A 16643-nucleotide genomic window follows, 5' to 3' on the forward strand; every position below is an offset into this window, starting at 1 on the left:
TGCCCAACGTGCTGAGCAAGGAGGAGGTGGCGGCCATACTCAGCGCATCGCCCAACCTAAAGCACCGCACCATGCTTAGCCTGATATACGCCTGCGGGCTAAGGCGCAGTGAGCTGCTAGCGCTTACTCCTAGCAGCATCGACTCGAAGCGGCACATGCTCGTAATCCTCTATGCAAAGGGCAAAAAGGATAGGATGGTTCCCATATCGGATAAGGTAATTGGCATGCTCCGGGAGTACTACAAGGCGTATCGGCCAAAGGTTTGGCTGTTTGAAGGGCAGGAGCCTGGCGAGCCCTACTCGGAGACAAGCCTTCAAAAAGTGTTAAAGTTTAGCTTAAACTTGGCGAATGTTAACAAACCTGCTACCTTGCACTGGTTGCGGCACAGCTATGCAACCCATCTGCTCGAATCGGGAACCGACTTAAGGTACATCCAGGAGCTGCTGGGCCATAAGAGCAGCCGTACAACAGGCGCTATAAATCATTGCCGCATAGAGCCTAACGGCATGATGTGCACCCTGAATGCGGCAACAATTCATAGCGCCTACCGTTAGCGGTAAGCAAAGATGAAAAAACTTAGTTTGTTAATATTCGGATTGTCTTTTTTGCCTAGTCTTTTAATGTCACAAGACTTTGTTGGCTATTATTGGACACCGAAGTTAGAACTTAACTTTTTTAGGACAAAAATTGCTCTTTATAATGATTCAACATTTTATTGGAATTATTGTGGAGACTTAGTATTTGAGGAATTGTCAGGTAAATATCATAAACACAAAAACATTATAATTCTTGACATTAAACCAAAATATGACACAGTTAAATCTCCTAACGCTGAATTATATGCTCACGGGATAGATACCACATTTCTTCCATCATCTCCAATTATCTACGATAAAAATGAGAATATTACAAGGAGATATCTTATCAGAAGAAATTGTTTGATTCCAATTTTAAAAAACGGGAAAAGACAACGTAGAGCAAAACTAGTGAAAGTTGATAAAGAGAATTGGAAACATAGAGTTGGTGTATGGATTGAATATCCAGACAGCACAAAAAATAAATAGCCTACCGCTAACACACGGTATAGTCAACAAGCGGGTGAAGTGGTAAGTGATAGCTTGCTACGCCGCAGCAGCCGTAGTGCAGGCTGAGAAAACGGAAACCCGCAAGCGCTTGTTGCCCATACCGCCAAACGTTACAAGTAATTTTAAAAATGAAACACATAATTGTATTGATAGGATTTATTCTGAGTAGTAAAAGCTCTGAAATGTTGATTACCACAACGAAAACATATGGTTTAACAGGTAATGTTGAATATGTTTCTGAGAAAATAGAGAAAGTTACCCTTGCTAAAGATTGGAATTATACAATTGATACTAAAGAACCCTATTGTTTTATCTCGAATAAGTATTTTAACAGAAATGGGGTGGTTGATTCTGTTGTATATTTAAATAAGGATAGCATATTGCTTTCTAAGGTGTTGTATAATTATAATAATGATGATAATAAAGGAATATTTTCTATACAATACAACAATATAGGAAAGAAAATATATGAGAATATCTGTGTAAATCAAGAGGATAGTATTGCATATTTTAAAACAATAAATGCAGATAATAAAGATATTGAATCAAAATCATGGACGAAAATTGTAAACAATAAAACAGTTTGGCAGAAGTCTGAAAATGTAAAAAGTAAGCTCATCTCTGAGTGGATTTATAAAATCGACAATAATGGTCAAGATATTGAGATCAAGACGAAAAATAGTTTTGATAAAAAACAAAATATTAATATTGTAAAAATTAAATACATTGAATATGACAAATGTGGAAATTGGACGAAAAGAATTGAGTTTAACGATTCTGACAAGAATGCTAGTTTGGTTAAAACTAGACTAATAAAGTATTATGAATAAAAAACTACTTGTAACATACGGTATAGTCAATAAGCGGGTGAAGTGGTAGGCGGTAGTTTACTGCGCCGCAGCAGTTGCAGTGCAGGCTGAGAGAACGGAAGCCCGCAAGCGCTTGTTGCCCATACCGCCATACGTTAGCACCAATTTAAAAAAACGACGACAACTATGAATAAAATCATTACGATAATCATTTTGGTAATTTTTAAGTTGACAGTTTTTGCTCAAGATAAAATTACCGATGAACTAAAGACTTTATCGGACAGCAAACAGTTTGATAAGATAATTGAACAGTATGCTTCAAATGCTAAGGAGTATTCAGCAAAGGCTTTATACTACATTGGACAAGCATACTACATGAAAGAAGATGATAACAATTGCATTAAATTTATGGACTTGTCCATAACTAAAGATTCAACAGACCCAGCACCTTATTACATTAAGGCTTCCACATTAAACTATATGCGCAAATATAACGATGCAATAAAGTGTTTTCAAATAGCAATAAAATTAAAACCTAATGATGCCGAATTTTATAGTGGACTAGGCGACTCATATTATCAACTCGAAAATTATGATTTAGCAGTCGAATCATATAAAAAAGCTACAGAACAAAAAAATTGTCAAGAGAGGCCTTTTTCAATGATAGCACAAATCTATTATGATACAAAGCAAAATGAAAAGGCATTAGACGCATTTTACATTGCTAAATCAAAAATCGACAATGAATCCGATTTATACATTAATGCCCTATTTAATATTGGTCTACTTGAATCACTAAAAGGAAATTATGACAAAGCAGAGCCAGCCTTTATTGAACTTATCCAATTAGATTCAACTGATTATCATTCTTACGCAAAACTTATTCAAGTTTACTATCATCGCAAAGAATATGATAAGGCAAAGCTATACAAAGACAAACTATATAAAGCTCATGATAAAGGAGAACTAAAAGACAATATGAAAGATATGTTTTGCTTTGACCAATTTAAATGGGATAACTTTTTGATTCAGGTTTTTGAGCGTTATGAAAATGTCAATAAAGGTAAAATTTACAATAAACATCTATTTTATGTAATTAACAATGCGGGTGATATTATATTAAGAGTCCAAACGGAATTTTCTCCAATATCTATTGAATTGGGTGGCCCAAAATATTTACTGTGTGCTAATAAAGGGGATACACATTATAATTCAGGAATAGGATTCAGTGATGACTTAAAATATGATGACTTAAAATCGGCTGCAATTAAATTGTTTGAAAAGTACATGAAATAAAAACTGGTGCTAACACACGGTATAGTCAACAAGCGGGTGAAGTGGTAGGCGGTAGCTTACCGCGCCGCAGCAGCCGAAGTGCAGGTTGAGAGAACAGAAGCCCGCAAGCGCTTGTTGCCCATACCGCTAAACGTTAGCAATAACCGAATAGATAAACAAACAACCATCTATACATGAAGACAGAAATGAATAATTTTAAGTTCAACATCATTATTTTTATGATAATAGGACTAATTTCTTCCTGTAGCAATGACATTAGATTTGAAAAGCAAAGATGGGAGCAGAAAGACGATCTCGCTAACTATTCATACAGAGATAGAATGCTGAATGACCTGACACATAATTATAAACTTAAAGGAATTTCATTCAGACAACTCAGATCCTTAATTGGAAAACCTGATGGAAAAACGGTAGGAGACAGTTGTTTGTTTTATTATAATATCAGAGTTGATTACGGGCATGATATTGATCCTGTATATGTAAAGTATCTGGAGTTTAATATCAACAGTGATAGTCTTGTAACTGAGTTTGAAATTAAAGAGATAAAACATTAATGTGATAAAACGGCTATTGCTAACACACGGTATAGCCAACAAGCGGGTGAAGTGGTAGTCGGAAACTTACAATACCGCAGCAGCCGCAGTGCAGGCTGAGAGAACGGAAGCCCGCAAGCGCTAGTTGCCCATACCGCCAAACGTTAGACGTTATAAATGAAACTTGCTCCTAAGTGTAAAAAATGAATTAAAATAAGCTCTATGTTTGAAAGATTATTTGGTAAAAAGGACTCTAAAATGGACTCGACTACAACCTTGAAAAAAGGAGAGAAGTTTGTAGCATTTGAGGATAATACAGGTTATAAAATCCTTAGACAATTATCTCCTGAATTGCAAGATCTTCTTGATAAATCTCCCTTAAAATTAATGCAAACTCAATTGTTCATGCATTATTGGGATTCTAAAATGAAGGAAGAAAACATTAATGATCCGACATGGCAAAATCAAGCGATCTACTTTTGGAAAGCCGAGGAACCATTTGAAAAGAAATCTTTACCCCCTTTTTTCGAAGAATATGAAAAAAAATTCTTTGTAATTATTAAAGAGTCGCCGTACATTAAATTTATGAGTGCTAAAGCAATACCTTGGTTCGGAATGCCTGGTATGGGAGATAAGATTTGGGGAAACCGAGGTGGTAAGGATATTACTATTAAAGAATTGGCTAATGAGAATATTATTGAATTTATCAATTTTGTTGATTTAGTTGAGAATAATATTAGCATACTTAGTCAAAGTGGGGAATATTATTTTCTTGTCGATGATAGAATTGTAAGATTTGATAAAGGCGACTTCTTTATTAAGGACAAACGGATTCCACTGAGTCTTGCTTATAAGATTGGAGGAGTGCATATAGTTAAGAAAGTTGAAAATAAAGAGGATCATAGTCGATTTATGCCTAAATAATAAATAATTACAACGCCTAACACAGGCTCATAAGAAATTGGGGTTTAAGTGGTTGGGCGTGCGTCGCTCTCGCTTGCAAGCTTTCTGCACGGTTGATAGGGAAGCGTCCACGTAATCCCCAACTGCTTATAGCCTCGTCCGTTAGGGGCAATAAAAGAAAAGAAAAAATGAAAGTCATTGTAATACTTCTTCTCTTTCTTACAAGTGTTTCGTGTGAGACTCAATGTGAAAATAAGTATGATGAGTTTTATGCCGCATTAAACGAAGTTCTAAGAGTAAATTATAAAGGAAGGGTTATCATAAGCAATCTTCTAAAAACGGAGAGCAAAGATTATTTCGAGAAATACATTGATGATAAAGGAGATACTAATATAATACGCTTGCAAATACCTGAGTTTACTGTTTCGTACGGCGAATCATTTTTTTTAGATATTTATCGCAGGGGTATAATTGATAGTAATGATGTAGTTTATATGCATTCCCAAATTGACACATTAAAAAAAATCAAACTTGAACAGAAGATGGTGAAAAACATGCTAGTAGATGCAAAAGTCCTTTTCAATGTAATTGACAACTTTCATGGAGATGAAGCAATGGCAATGGAGAAACAATATAACACTTCTGGGTATGTAATGGTGTCTAAGCCTGTTTTTTCAAAAGACATGAACACTATATTATTTGATATAAACTATTATTGTGGAAATCTTTGTGGCCATGGTATAACATACATTTTAAAGAAAAAAAGGAATAAATGGACTATAATTGGAAGTGAAACAAAATGGATAAGATGAATTAAATTACTGCCCCTAACATACGGTATAGTCAACAAGCGGGTGAAGTGGTAAGCGGAAACTTAAAGCGCCGCAGCAGCCGCAGTGCAGGCTGAGAGAACGGAAGCCCGCAGGCGCTTGTTGCCCATACCGCCAAACGTTGTGTGGCATAAAAAATAGATGATGATATGAGACTTATTATAATAGTATTATTATCATTAATAATGATAAGTTGTACAGAAAAGGACAAGGATAAGTACGATGACTTATACGAAGTAATTGATGAAATGCTAAGATTTAACAATTACGATGCAGATATTGTGATCTTAGAACTTAAGAAAGTTCATAAGGGTAACGACATGGTTGCTCCTATGAATTTTATTACATATAATAAAGATTTTATAATTAGTTTGTATAAGGACAAATTACTAGACTCTACTGATATTGATTTTATGTATAACCAAATAGATACATTAAAAGATTACACTCTTGATTCTACTAAAATATTTAAACGTACATTAAGTGAGTCAGTCTTGATATCACTATTCAAAAAATATGGTTCTTATGGTACATATGATTACCTAATGGATAAGTACAATGCACGATGCTTCATGAGAATATCAATGCCGATCATTTCAAAAGACAGGAATAAAATGATATTAGATGTTGAAACTTATTGTGGACCCACAACTGGAGGCGGATTGACTTATTTATTAGAAAGGAAAAATGGAAAATGGAGAATTATATTTTGTAGAGGAAACTGGGTAAGTTGAAAAATTTACGCTACACAACACACGGTATAGTCAACAAGCGGGTGAAGTGGTAGGCGGTAGCTTACAGCGCCGCAGCAGCCGCAGTGCAGGCTGAGCGAATACAATATCAGTATCACCGATTATTCCGATTAAGGGATTTGCGGATAGGTTTTTCGGTTAGATCAACGTAATCCGATAAATTGGTGGTTTAAGCATGGTCGTAAATGGTAGAGGATGTGGTACTGCTAGGTTCTTTTGCCGTTTTGCTTACCTGTAAAATCCTTTTAAAGAATTGTTTTATAAAATAAGTAAAGGCCCCTAGCAAACGCTAGGGGCCTTTTTTACGAATGCTTTTCTGTCGGTTAGCGCTTGGGCTTGTACTTTCGTACCTCTATACGAGGTTTGCTGTCCGACGAATGCCTCGAAGGTGTTCCGCAACCGGCTGCTCCACAAAGTGAAATATTGAAGATAGCCTGCAGCAGAAGGATAAGGCCTACAAAGATGTAGATGCTATCCTTAATGTAGATGCCGTATGATAGGCTGGTAAGCCCCATTGCCAGCTGTAGCAGCCGGGCAATGTGCCAGTTTGTTAGAAGAAGCTTTGCTAGCCTATCCATTACTCTGCAACCTCTACGCTAAAGATTTCCTTAAACGCCTCCTTAAAGGAGTTCTTAGGGAGTGCCCCTGCAGCCATTTGGGGTTGTCCCTCTAGCGGAATAAAGAGGATGGAAGGGATGCTTCGTATGCCGAAGACCCCGGCAAGCTCCTGCTGCGCCTCTGTATCTACCTTGTAGAAGTCTATTTTACCCTCGTACTCTTTGCTCAGCTCTTCGATAATGGGGGCAACCATGCGGCAGGGTGCACACCAATCGGCGTAGAAGTCTATTACTGCCGGACGCTCTCCCTTGAATTTCCACTCTTTCGATTCCTCGTAGTTAAAGACCATGTCTTTAAAATCTTGGCTGGTGATGTTCTTTGCCATATTCTGTTTTTTTTGATTGTCGTTTTTAATGTTTGTCTACGGCTACAAAGATAGGGCCAGCCGAAGGTTCCTGTAAGAATATAGGGTTGACATGCATCAGCTTTTTGGGTGATGTGTGCTAATAGGAGATGTGGTGTGCCTTGAAAGAGGGAGGGCCGTTGTCTGCTACGTGTTCCTTTTCTTTATACGATGAAGTAAGAAACACCTATTGAAGATTAATCGCATACCATCGGAGGGGGCTTACTATAACCGATCTAAAGGCAAGTAACCCCAATTCCGGGTTGGTCGTTCAGCGTAACCTTTCCGTTGGTAAAGGTTACCCCTTCGAAAGCATCGTTGCTTATTAGCAGCGCGCCATCCAGATCGGCAAAATTGGTTACAATGCTAAGATGGGCTGCGGCCGATATGGCGCAGGAGGTTTCGGTCATGCAGCCAATCATTGTCTTCATGCCTACAGCCTTGGCAAAGCTAATCATACGCTGTGCCTCGCGCAGTCCTGTGCATTTCATAAGCTTAACGTTCACGCCGGAGTAGGCGCCTTGGTATTTTACCAAATCGCTTAAGCGTTTTATACCCTCGTCGGCTATAATGGGAAGCGGGCTATGCTGGGTTAGCCAGGCAATATCATCGACCTGTTCCTTTGGCATTGGCTGCTCTATCAGCAGGGCTCCCATTTCTTTAAGCCAATAGGCCATTTCCAGCGCCTCGTTTCGATCGTGCCATCCCTGGTTGGCATCTACGTAAAGCGGCTTATCGGTAACCGAACGTATGGCTTGTACCATTTCGGTGTCGTTATCGCGACCGAGCTTAACCTTAAGGATTTTGTAGGGGGCTGCTTCGCGAGTTTTCTCTATAACAACTTCGCGGTTATCAATGCCTATGGTATACGATGTAAAGGGCGACTGTTGTGGGTTGTATCCCCACAGGCGGTATAACGGTTGATTAAGCAGCTTTCCAACCAGATCGTGAAGTGCAATATCTACCGATGCTTTAGCAGCAGTGTTCCCCGGCTCTATAGCGTCAACGTAGGTAAGTATATCGTCGATGCAAAAGGGATTGTTAAACTGCTCAACATTTACCTTCGATAGAAAGCGGATTACAGATTGGGGATCCTCTCCTAAGTATGGTGGCATGGAGGCCTCGCCGTATCCCGTGTAGCCTTCGTAGGTTATTTGGGTCAGAACCGCTGGTGTTGTTGTTCGCGAGTTGGCTGCAACTGTAAATACATGCTTCAGCTCGAGGGTGTAAGGGCGATAGGAGAGCTTCATTGTTGTGCTTCAAACGGGTTGAGAAAACAGAGAATTAGGTGCTTTGCTTTTAGCGTTTAAATTTCTTCGCTTACGGCTTCTAAAAATAGGTAAAATACCTGTTGAACCGTGTGCTATGACAAAATCCCTGCTCGATGAGGCGTAATTGGGAAGGTGTGTAATGCGATGGAATGGGGAAATTCGATTTTACTGCAAAAAAGAACTAATAACATTAATGGTAATGTTAACTTGTATTGATTTTTTTACTATTATTAACAAGCTGAAATATGCATTACATTGCTAAATCCAACTAGGAATCGTAATGGGTAAACTGAGAAATTATGTTGCGTTGAATCTGCTGGGAATCATAGTTTTGTTGCTATTGTCAACAAATACTGGTGCATTTCCTAGGAAACAAAAGGTCCTCGTGATCCATTCGTACCATCAAGGGCTGAACTGGACCGATAGCATAACTGCTGGCATTCAATCAGTATTGCTGAAACGAAAGAATGTCGAGATACACTTTGAGTACCTCGACACTAAGCGTAATTTCCATCCAGAGTACATGAAAGAGCTGCTTTCGCTATACAAGCGTAAGCTCTACAATATCCCGTTTAAGGCCATTATTGTTTCCGATGATATAGCCTTTAACTTTATAACGCAGTATAGAGATATCTACTATCCGAATATTCCGGTAGTCTTTTGTGGTGTAAATCAGTACACCCCCGATCTGTTAAAAGGGATGCACAATATTACAGGGGTATCAGAAGAGGTCGATTTTTATCATACAATTAAGATGATGCTGAAGCTTCATCCTAAACTTGATACCGTTTTAGTTGTTGACGACAACTTCTCGATTGTTTCTGAAACCAATAAGAAGAGGACTTTAGAGGCAATAGCAGCCTTAAAAACAAAAGTTAAGTTTTTGTTTCTTAAAAATGCTACGCTAAACGAGATGCTCGATAAGGTAGCAAGCCTTAGAGGATCGAAGGCAATTCTATTGAACAACTATACGCAGGATAAGAACGGAATCTATATATCGTTCGATGAGAATATTCAGCTTATTAGAGAAAGAGCCAAAGTGCCAGTATATTCTACCTGGAACTTTTATCTAGGAGATGGAATTGTTGGGGGGATGCTAACTAGTGGCTTTCAACAGGGACGCCTTGCTGGCGATCTTGCTCTTAAAATACTAAATGGCGTTAAAGCTGATAGCCTACCCGTTGTGCGAACTGGCTATAACTTTTACGAGTTCGACTACAACCAGCTTAGCCGGTTTGGTATAAACCTAAAAGACCTTCCGTTAGGGAGTAATATAATTAATAGGCCGCCAACTTTCTTTGAACGGCATCGTATTTCTATTTATACTTCGCTGATTTTACTGTTGCTATTGGTTGGTTCGCTACTAGTAAGCTATACGAAGAGAAAAAGGCGCGAACGAGAGCTAATAAGGCAAAATGACGAGTTGGAAAGGCGGGTTGAGCAGCGTACCGTAGAGGTACAAAAGGCAAACGCAGTGCTGGAGGAGCAAAAGGAGCAGATTGTACTCCAAAACGTTGAGTTGGAAAAGCATAGGCATCATTTGCTCGAGCTGGTTCGCGAACGAACCAAGAATTTGGAACACGCGCACCAAATGCTTCAGGCAAGCCATCAGCGTCTTATTAATATGCTGGATGCAAGTTCCGAAGGCTTTTGGGAGTTTAATGTTAATACAAGAGAAATCTTGTTTAGCTCAAAGTTTTGGGATCGGCTGGGCTACCTTCCCCATGAGATAGAGAATGAGGCTAGTTTAATCAGCTCCCTTATTCATCCCGATGATTTACATCGCATAAATAGTTCGATTAGAGATTGCTTAAATAACAAAAGGCAGCTATTTAAAGAAGAGTATCGAATTAGAGCAAAAGGGGGATTTTACCAGTGGTACTTATCGCGTGGTAAAATAATGGAGAATGGGAAAGATGGTGTGTTACTCTTTGTTGGAACGCATACGGATATTACTCAGCAAAAAATTGCCGAGCAGCAGCTTGTAGAAGACGAGCGAATACTGAGGGCTAGCGAGCTGCGCTGGCGGTCGTTGTACGAGCAAGCAGCAGAGGCTATAGTTCTTCTTGATGATAATGCCGATATCATAGATTACAACTCTTCGGCAAGGATACTCCTAGGTCTTAATGACAATTCTGACATTAGGTCGTTTAAGGTTTTTCTATCATCAATTGAGCGCTTGTTGCCGCTCAAACGTGACTTGGAAGACGATGTCCTGCTCATGAATAAGTCGGAGAATACGCTTTCGCTACCTGATGGGCGAGAGATCCCCGTAGAGGTAACGATCAGCAATATTATTATTGAGGATAAACAGGTTAAGATGGTCTTTTTAAGAGATATAACAGATCGTCAAGTTGCTGAGAGAGAGGTGCTGAATGCAGTTATTGATGCAGAAGAGCGAGAGCGCCATCGGTTCTCTAAGGACTTGCACGATACTATTGGTCCGCTACTTTCGGCGCTTAATTTATATATAACGGCACTAGGCAAAGAAGGAAGCAAAGAGCGCCATGAGCAAGCTTACGCGCTGGCTAAAGAAACAATAAGTGAAACGCTTAAAAGTATTAGAGAAATATCGAATAATCTCAGCCCTCAGAGTCTGACCGATTTTGGCTTGCAAGTTGCCTTAAAGAGCTTTGTTCAGCGTTTGCAAATTAGCGATTCTCCAAGCATCGAGTTCGATCTGAGGCTTGGTGCTAATCGTTATCCAATTCCTGTAGAAGTTGGAATTTATCGTGTTGTAACAGAGTTGATAAATAATACGCTTAAGCATGCGGCTGCAACGAGTATCTCTATTGAAGTGTTGGAGTTGAATGGAAGCCTAAGGGTGAACTATCTTGATGACGGGATGGGATTTTCTATTGCCGACATGGCCGGCAAAGGGGGGCATGGTTTGTCGAATATCTCCAGTAGAGTTCGATCAATAAATGGGGTTGTTCGTTTCTGGTCAAAAGAGGGCAAAGGCGTTAAGGTTACAGTAGAGGTGCCAATCAAGACGTCTTGAGCTACTATGGTGTAAATAAAATTATTAGGTTAACATAAGTTGCTATTAAACAAGTGAAATGGAACGGATAAAAGTTATTCTGGTTGACGACCACACGCTCTTTCGTAAAGGGCTAAGGATGCTTCTTGACGAATCAGAGGAGATAGAGGTTGTTGATGAAGCATCCACAGGTAAAGACTTTCTTAAAATTCTAGAAAAAGTGCAGCCAGATGTTGTGCTGATGGACATAAATATGCCACAGATGAACGGAATGGAGGCCACTAAAGAAGCTCTAAAGCAACACCCTTCGCTCCCCATACTAATGCTATCAATGCATGGCGAGGAAGAGTATTTTGATAAAATGGTTGATGCAGGTGTTAAAGGATTTCTTCTAAAAAATTCGGAAGTCGAAGAGGTGATAAAGGCTATTTGCACTGTTTTTCGCGGTGGGAGCTACTTTTCGCAAGAACTTCTTCTTGGGGTTATTTCTGGGAGAAATAGGAGGAATAATGAAGAAGCTAAAGACCTAGCGATTACCGAAAGAGAAATAGAAGTTCTTAAGCTTATATGCTTGGGGTATTCGAATGCCGATATTGCAGATAAGCTCTTCATAAGCCATCGTACTGTCGATCGGCATCGGTCCAATTTACTCGAAAAAACCAGCAGCAGGAATTCTGTAGCATTGGTTATGTATGCCATTAAGCATAAGCTGGTTGATTTGGATTGACGATTGGCGTAAAACACCCACTTTGAAAATGGGTGTTTTGTCTGTTTTAAATGAGCTTTTGCACTATTTTATTTGCGTTGTGAATGAGGTTATTTTGCTCTTGAAGATTGAGCCATGCATGATAGCCTCGTTTGGGTATTGAGCAACATCCCTGCATGCTTTTAGGCTTGCGGTTGGAGGGGATGAACGGCTGGTTAGTGAAGGATACTGAGAAAGGTATTCCTGTTATTAATCTTCTCTTGTAAGGTTGTTTGACGTAATGGAAGATTATCTTTAAGTACTTTGTGCTTTAAAAAGGTACACAGGACTTTACATTTGCGATTTTTGGTTTGGCATATTTATATTGGCTGTTGGAAGTTTTATTTTCGTTTTCTATGGGAAAACTATCTCGGAGCTATTGTTAGCTGGTATAGTTTGCACAGTAGCTCCGAGAGTTATCCGAACCTTTAAGAAATTTATTTAGCATAGGCTGGCGGATGCTAGAGCATTGAGGGGATTTAGTATAAAAAGTGCTTTTCAGGGGAATTCTTTTTTTAGTTTAAAAGTTTTAAGTAGACTTCACTTATAATTTTAGCAACATAATTTCATAACATCCTGGCAAGCGTTGATGCTACTCAGGCTGTTCGTTTTGAATCATTAAAGATGGCTCCTCGATATGTCAAAGATTATCGAGGATATTGAGGAGCCCTCATTTTTTTGTTACTAGTTATTGTTTTGGTCAATTTGGGAATTCAATATATAGTAAAGTGTCAAGATCACAGAAAAGAGGATATTGGCTTGACTGCTGATTTAGAGCCGTTCTATTAAGAACGGCTTTTTTATTTGTAGTTGTGTACTTGAAATTAACCATGCTTTGAGATTTCTTCTAATGCGTCAATTTTTAGCAGGGTTATATTTTTGTCATCTAGGGCAATAAGCCCTTCTTTTTCGAAGGTCTTGAGGATTTTTACGGCATTCTCGGTAGAAATTCCTGCGAATTCGGCGATATCCTTTCGGGTAAGAAGGGTGAAGACCTCTGCATTGTCAACTCTTATGCCGTTAAGGTAAAGAAGTGTTTCGGCCATTCTTCCATTCATTTGCTTGTACATAAGTGTTCTAATAATGTCGAAGAGCATAGCGTTTTGTTCGGAGTACCTTCTCATTATGCTTATGGCAAATTCTCCATTACTTTGAGATACCTTCATAATGCTGCTATTTTCTATCAAAAATGCCTGCACGTCGGTAATGGCAACTGTTGAGTAGCTGTATATGTTTTTTGTGAAAACAGAAGATAGTCCTACAAATTCTCCGGGAGTTACCATTCTTAGACTATAGCTTTTATTACCATCTCCCTCAATATGTTGCTTGGCAATTCCGCTTATAATAAAGAGAACGTAAGAGGCAAAAGCACCCTGTTTGGTCAGGTTCTCTCCTTTACGAAATAATACTTGTGTTTTGCTACTTCTAATTAGGTCTATCTCTTCGTTGGCAAGTCTCTGGAAGCACGGAGCCTGTATGTTGCATATGAACTCGTTGTCGTTTTCTAAGATAGTTTTCATTGTAGGTTCTTTTTGACTTTGTAAATGTACAATAAATCAGTAAAAAGGTTGATCCATATCAGCTTTGGAAGTAACGAATAGCAGGGGCTACTTTTTGCATTCAGCATTGTTGAATCTATACCTTTGTACTAAAGGATAATCCTATTAATGAAAAACTATGAGGACGAATTTTGAAACTATTATAGGGTCTGAACGACCAGTATTAGTAGACTTCTATGCAGAATGGTGTGGCCCATGTAAGATGCAGGCTCCTGTTCTTAAGGATATTGCTGCAGAAGTTGGAGACATGGTTCGCATTATAAAAGTCGACGTAGATAAAAATCCTAAGGTGGCTGCAGAATACCAGGTAAAGGGAGTTCCAACGCTGATATTGTTTAAGAATGGGAAAGTGCAGTGGCGTCAATCGGGGATGCTGCCCAAACAACAGCTTTTAAGTGTTATAAACCAGTATAAGTAGCTTTATGAACTATGCATTTCAAACAAAAGTAAGCGCCTCTTTTAGTGATTCGATGCAATTAACAATAGAGGCTCTAAAGGCAGAAGGTTTTGGTGTTGTATCTCAAGTTGATATGGACAAAAAGTTTAAAGAAGCACTAGGTAAAGAGTTTAAGAGATACACAATATTAGGAGTTTGTATGCCATCATACGCTTATCAGGCAGTTGCTGAGGAGGAATTGATAGGACTTCTGCTTCCATGTAACTTAGTAGTTGTAGAAAAGGAAGAAGACGTAACGTTTGTAGCCGCAGTTAACCCCATGGTCACCATGCAATCGGTAAGTAATCCTGCTCTTGCTCCTCTTGCCAATGATGTTGCAGAAAAGTTGCAACGGGTGATCCGTACTTTAGCAGAAAAGCAGTAGAAGTTTAGGAATCAAATGAGAAAGAGAATGTCTGCTATCTTAGGCGGGCATTCTTTTTTTTGTGTGTGCATATCTTTTGGTTGAGATTTAAGAGCGCAAAGGGAACTCGTGTGAAGGTGGTTCGCTATTTTGTGGACTTGTAATTATATTCTTATGAAGAGCTTAGCTTTGGACTACTCTTTTATGTTGAAATTATTGTTAAGAAGGATTGCTGTTCGGGTGGATATTGGTTGGTTTTGGTAATAGTATGACGTTAAATTAATGCTCTGACTTAAAAATTATTATGAAGACATTTTTGCTGTTTGTTAGGGTTTTATGAGGTTAAATAGCAGTATTAAAGATTATTAATCCATAGTTGTTTGAGTTTTAGATCGAAATAAAAACTGTTTCTTTGCATTGCAATATAAAACAAAAAGTTCTGTAATGCCTTTTGAAGTGTAATTTTTTTGCTTGAGTTTTTATTGCATGACAGTAACGAAATAGATAAGGTTTAGCAACGTTTTTTTAAGCTTAAGTAGTGTAATGAGAAAGATAGTTTTGTTAGTTGCTGTAGCGTTGATGTCTTTGGTTTATACAGCAAAGGCGAACAGCAATGCGTTGGAAGGTCACTTGGTGCGTCAGGTTCTTCTTGCCGAAGATGTTAAAGCATTAATGGCATCTGATCAGGACGGAAAATCGCTACCCCTTCGTATCCTTTACCAAAAGGAGGTTGAAAATACTTTACAGGTTTTTGACCCAACTCAAGAAAACTTGGTGATAGTAAAGGATGTAAATGTAGAAATGGTAGATGGTGCACTAGTTGCAACTGTTAAGTTAAATGTAAATGGAAAGGTGAAGGTTGATAAGGTTTATACTAAAAATGGTGTAAAAGCGCCATGGAATCTGTCAACCATATAGTTTGAGAATACAGGTTCTGCAACGGTAACGTTGTTAGAAACTTATTCATATATTCATAATAGATTTGTTTGTAGTAGTTTGTAGGGTAGGGACCTCGGGAGAGGTCCCTATTCTTTTTTATATTGAGGCTACTCTTGCTGTTTTGTTGTTTCCGAATTTTCTACGTTCAAAAGTTCCATTGTTTTACTTTTTATGATGGTAAGTGGATATTTTCTAGAGAATTAAACCCTTGTCCCGGTAAAGTGTAGGTAAAGGCAAAGTTGGATAGGAAATTTAAAGATGCCTACAAGTCTTGAGGTTTTATGTAGAGTTTACTTTGTATTAAATCAACGAACCGTAAAGATCAAAGTAAGCTATGCTGTATTCTAAAACACACATTAGAATAGGATATGCAGCAATTTGTTTGGCTGCTACCTTTTTTATTGGCTGTGATATGATTGAATATCACCCATACGATGTTTCTCTAAGCCAAAAATACTCCAACTTAAACAAGAAAAGCATTGAGCGGATAGCCTCCTTAGGGCAATCATCTTGCGATGATACTATTCGGTTTGCCTTTATAGGGGACACTCAGCGATCGTACGACGAAACTAGAGATTTTGTAAAAGAATTGAATAAGAGGGATGATATTGATTTTGTAGTACACGGTGGAGACATCACCGATTTTGGGATGACTAAAGAGTACTTGTGGATGCATGATATATTAAAGACGCTAAAGGTGCCCTATGTAGCGATACTTGGCAATCATGATATTCTAGGACATGGGAAGGAGGTATATCGATCAATTTATGGGGATTATAATTTTTCATTTGTTTTTAAGGGAACCAAATTCCTTTTTCTGAATACCTGTGCGCTTGAATTTGACTATGCTACACCAATTCCCGATTATGAGTTTCTTTTAAAAGAACAGCAAAGGAAAGATGGGGTTTATGATCAAACCGTTGTTGCAATGCATGTTCAGCCATTTGATGTTCAGTTTAACAACAATACTGCTAGTTATTTCGAATCCCAAATCCTAAAGTTTAAGAATCCTCTCTTCTGCATACATGCTCATGCACATGTTTTAATGTCAAACGACTTCTTTAGCGATGGCCTTATTTATTATGGGTGCGACGATATTCATGACAGAAGCTATATGGTTTTTACTGTTGCAAAGGGATTTTATACGTACAAGGTTGTTCGTTTTTAGCCTAGTGTTGGA

At 38.5% G+C, this 16643-nt stretch carries 18 protein-coding genes; 14 read left to right on the forward strand and 4 right to left on the reverse strand.

Annotation, left to right across the window (positions count from 1 at the left end):
- Positions 1–8: 8 nt before the first annotated feature.
- From CLV25_RS08615 to CLV25_RS08650, 8 genes are all read left to right on the forward strand, one after another.
- Positions 9–554 carry a tyrosine-type recombinase/integrase gene (locus CLV25_RS08615; protein WP_207895610.1) on the forward strand — a complete coding sequence of 182 codons (546 nt, stop codon included), beginning with the start codon at positions 9–11 and terminating at the stop codon, positions 552–554.
- 12 nt (positions 555–566) lie between these two features.
- Positions 567–1064 carry a hypothetical protein gene (locus tag CLV25_RS08620; RefSeq protein ID WP_131839241.1) on the forward strand — a complete coding sequence of 166 codons (498 nt, stop codon included), beginning with the start codon at positions 567–569 and terminating at the stop codon, positions 1062–1064.
- A gap of 149 nt (positions 1065–1213) precedes the next feature.
- Positions 1214–1915: a hypothetical protein gene (locus CLV25_RS08625; protein ID WP_131839242.1), complete on the forward strand. Its 702-nt coding sequence runs from the start codon at positions 1214–1216 to the stop codon at positions 1913–1915.
- Between the two features lie 165 nt (positions 1916–2080).
- Positions 2081–3190, forward strand: a complete 1110-nt coding sequence (locus CLV25_RS08630) for a tetratricopeptide repeat protein (protein ID WP_131839243.1) — start codon at positions 2081–2083, stop codon at positions 3188–3190.
- Between the two features lie 218 nt (positions 3191–3408).
- A complete protein-coding gene (locus CLV25_RS08635; RefSeq protein WP_131839244.1) occupies positions 3409–3744 on the forward strand; it encodes a hypothetical protein in 336 nt (111 codons plus the stop codon).
- A gap of 201 nt (positions 3745–3945) precedes the next feature.
- On the forward strand, positions 3946–4647 hold the full coding sequence (locus CLV25_RS08640) for a hypothetical protein (RefSeq protein WP_131839245.1): 702 nt from the start codon (positions 3946–3948) through the stop codon (positions 4645–4647).
- Positions 4648–4814: 167 nt separating this feature from the next.
- Positions 4815–5438, forward strand: a complete 624-nt coding sequence (locus CLV25_RS08645) for a hypothetical protein (RefSeq protein ID WP_131839246.1) — start codon at positions 4815–4817, stop codon at positions 5436–5438.
- 167 nt (positions 5439–5605) lie between these two features.
- A complete protein-coding gene (locus CLV25_RS08650) occupies positions 5606–6190 on the forward strand; it encodes a hypothetical protein (protein ID WP_131839247.1) in 585 nt (194 codons plus the stop codon).
- A 341-nt stretch (positions 6191–6531) separates the two neighbouring features.
- Here the strand turns inward: CLV25_RS08650 and CLV25_RS08655 are convergent, their stop codons facing one another.
- The 3 genes from CLV25_RS08655 to CLV25_RS08665 form a co-directional block, all read right to left on the reverse strand.
- Positions 6532–6786: a hypothetical protein gene (locus CLV25_RS08655; protein WP_131839248.1), complete on the reverse strand. Its 255-nt coding sequence runs from the start codon at positions 6784–6786 to the stop codon at positions 6532–6534.
- Positions 6786–7151, reverse strand: coding sequence for a thioredoxin (gene trxA / locus CLV25_RS08660; RefSeq protein WP_131839249.1), 366 nt, complete (start codon positions 7149–7151; stop codon positions 6786–6788). Before trxA (CLV25_RS08660) ends, CLV25_RS08655 begins: the two co-directional genes overlap by 1 nt.
- A 254-nt stretch (positions 7152–7405) precedes the next feature.
- On the reverse strand, positions 7406–8419 hold the full coding sequence (locus CLV25_RS08665) for a dipeptide epimerase (protein WP_131839250.1): 1014 nt from the start codon (positions 8417–8419) through the stop codon (positions 7406–7408).
- Positions 8420–8825: 406 nt separating this feature from the next.
- Here CLV25_RS08665 and CLV25_RS08670 point away from each other — a divergent pair, with 406 nt between their 5' ends.
- Both CLV25_RS08670 and CLV25_RS08675 read left to right on the forward strand, forming a co-directional pair.
- A complete protein-coding gene (locus tag CLV25_RS08670) occupies positions 8826–11441 on the forward strand; it encodes a sensor histidine kinase (RefSeq protein ID WP_165877040.1) in 2616 nt (871 codons plus the stop codon).
- 58 nt (positions 11442–11499) lie between these two features.
- Positions 11500–12147, forward strand: coding sequence for a response regulator transcription factor (locus tag CLV25_RS08675; protein WP_131839252.1), 648 nt, complete (start codon positions 11500–11502; stop codon positions 12145–12147).
- An 842-nt stretch (positions 12148–12989) separates the two neighbouring features.
- Here CLV25_RS08675 and CLV25_RS08680 read toward each other — a convergent pair.
- Positions 12990–13685 carry a Crp/Fnr family transcriptional regulator gene (locus CLV25_RS08680; protein ID WP_131839253.1) on the reverse strand — a complete coding sequence of 232 codons (696 nt, stop codon included), beginning with the start codon at positions 13683–13685 and terminating at the stop codon, positions 12990–12992.
- A gap of 157 nt (positions 13686–13842) precedes the next feature.
- Between CLV25_RS08680 and trxA (CLV25_RS08685) the strand changes: the two genes are divergently transcribed.
- From trxA (CLV25_RS08685) to CLV25_RS08700, 4 genes are all read left to right on the forward strand, one after another.
- Positions 13843–14142: a thioredoxin gene (gene trxA, locus CLV25_RS08685; RefSeq protein WP_131839254.1), complete on the forward strand. Its 300-nt coding sequence runs from the start codon at positions 13843–13845 to the stop codon at positions 14140–14142.
- A 4-nt stretch (positions 14143–14146) separates the two neighbouring features.
- Positions 14147–14545 carry a DUF302 domain-containing protein gene (locus CLV25_RS08690; protein WP_131839255.1) on the forward strand — a complete coding sequence of 133 codons (399 nt, stop codon included), beginning with the start codon at positions 14147–14149 and terminating at the stop codon, positions 14543–14545.
- A 522-nt stretch (positions 14546–15067) separates the two neighbouring features.
- Complete coding sequence (locus CLV25_RS08695) at positions 15068–15442, forward strand: hypothetical protein (protein WP_131839256.1); 375 nt, start codon at positions 15068–15070, stop codon at positions 15440–15442.
- A gap of 355 nt (positions 15443–15797) precedes the next feature.
- Complete coding sequence (locus CLV25_RS08700) at positions 15798–16631, forward strand: metallophosphoesterase family protein (RefSeq protein ID WP_131839257.1); 834 nt, start codon at positions 15798–15800, stop codon at positions 16629–16631.
- The last annotated feature ends 12 nt before the right edge of the window (positions 16632–16643 follow it).

Source organism: Acetobacteroides hydrogenigenes (genome assembly GCF_004340205.1).
Taxonomy (GTDB): domain Bacteria; phylum Bacteroidota; class Bacteroidia; order Bacteroidales; family ZOR0009; genus Acetobacteroides; species Acetobacteroides hydrogenigenes.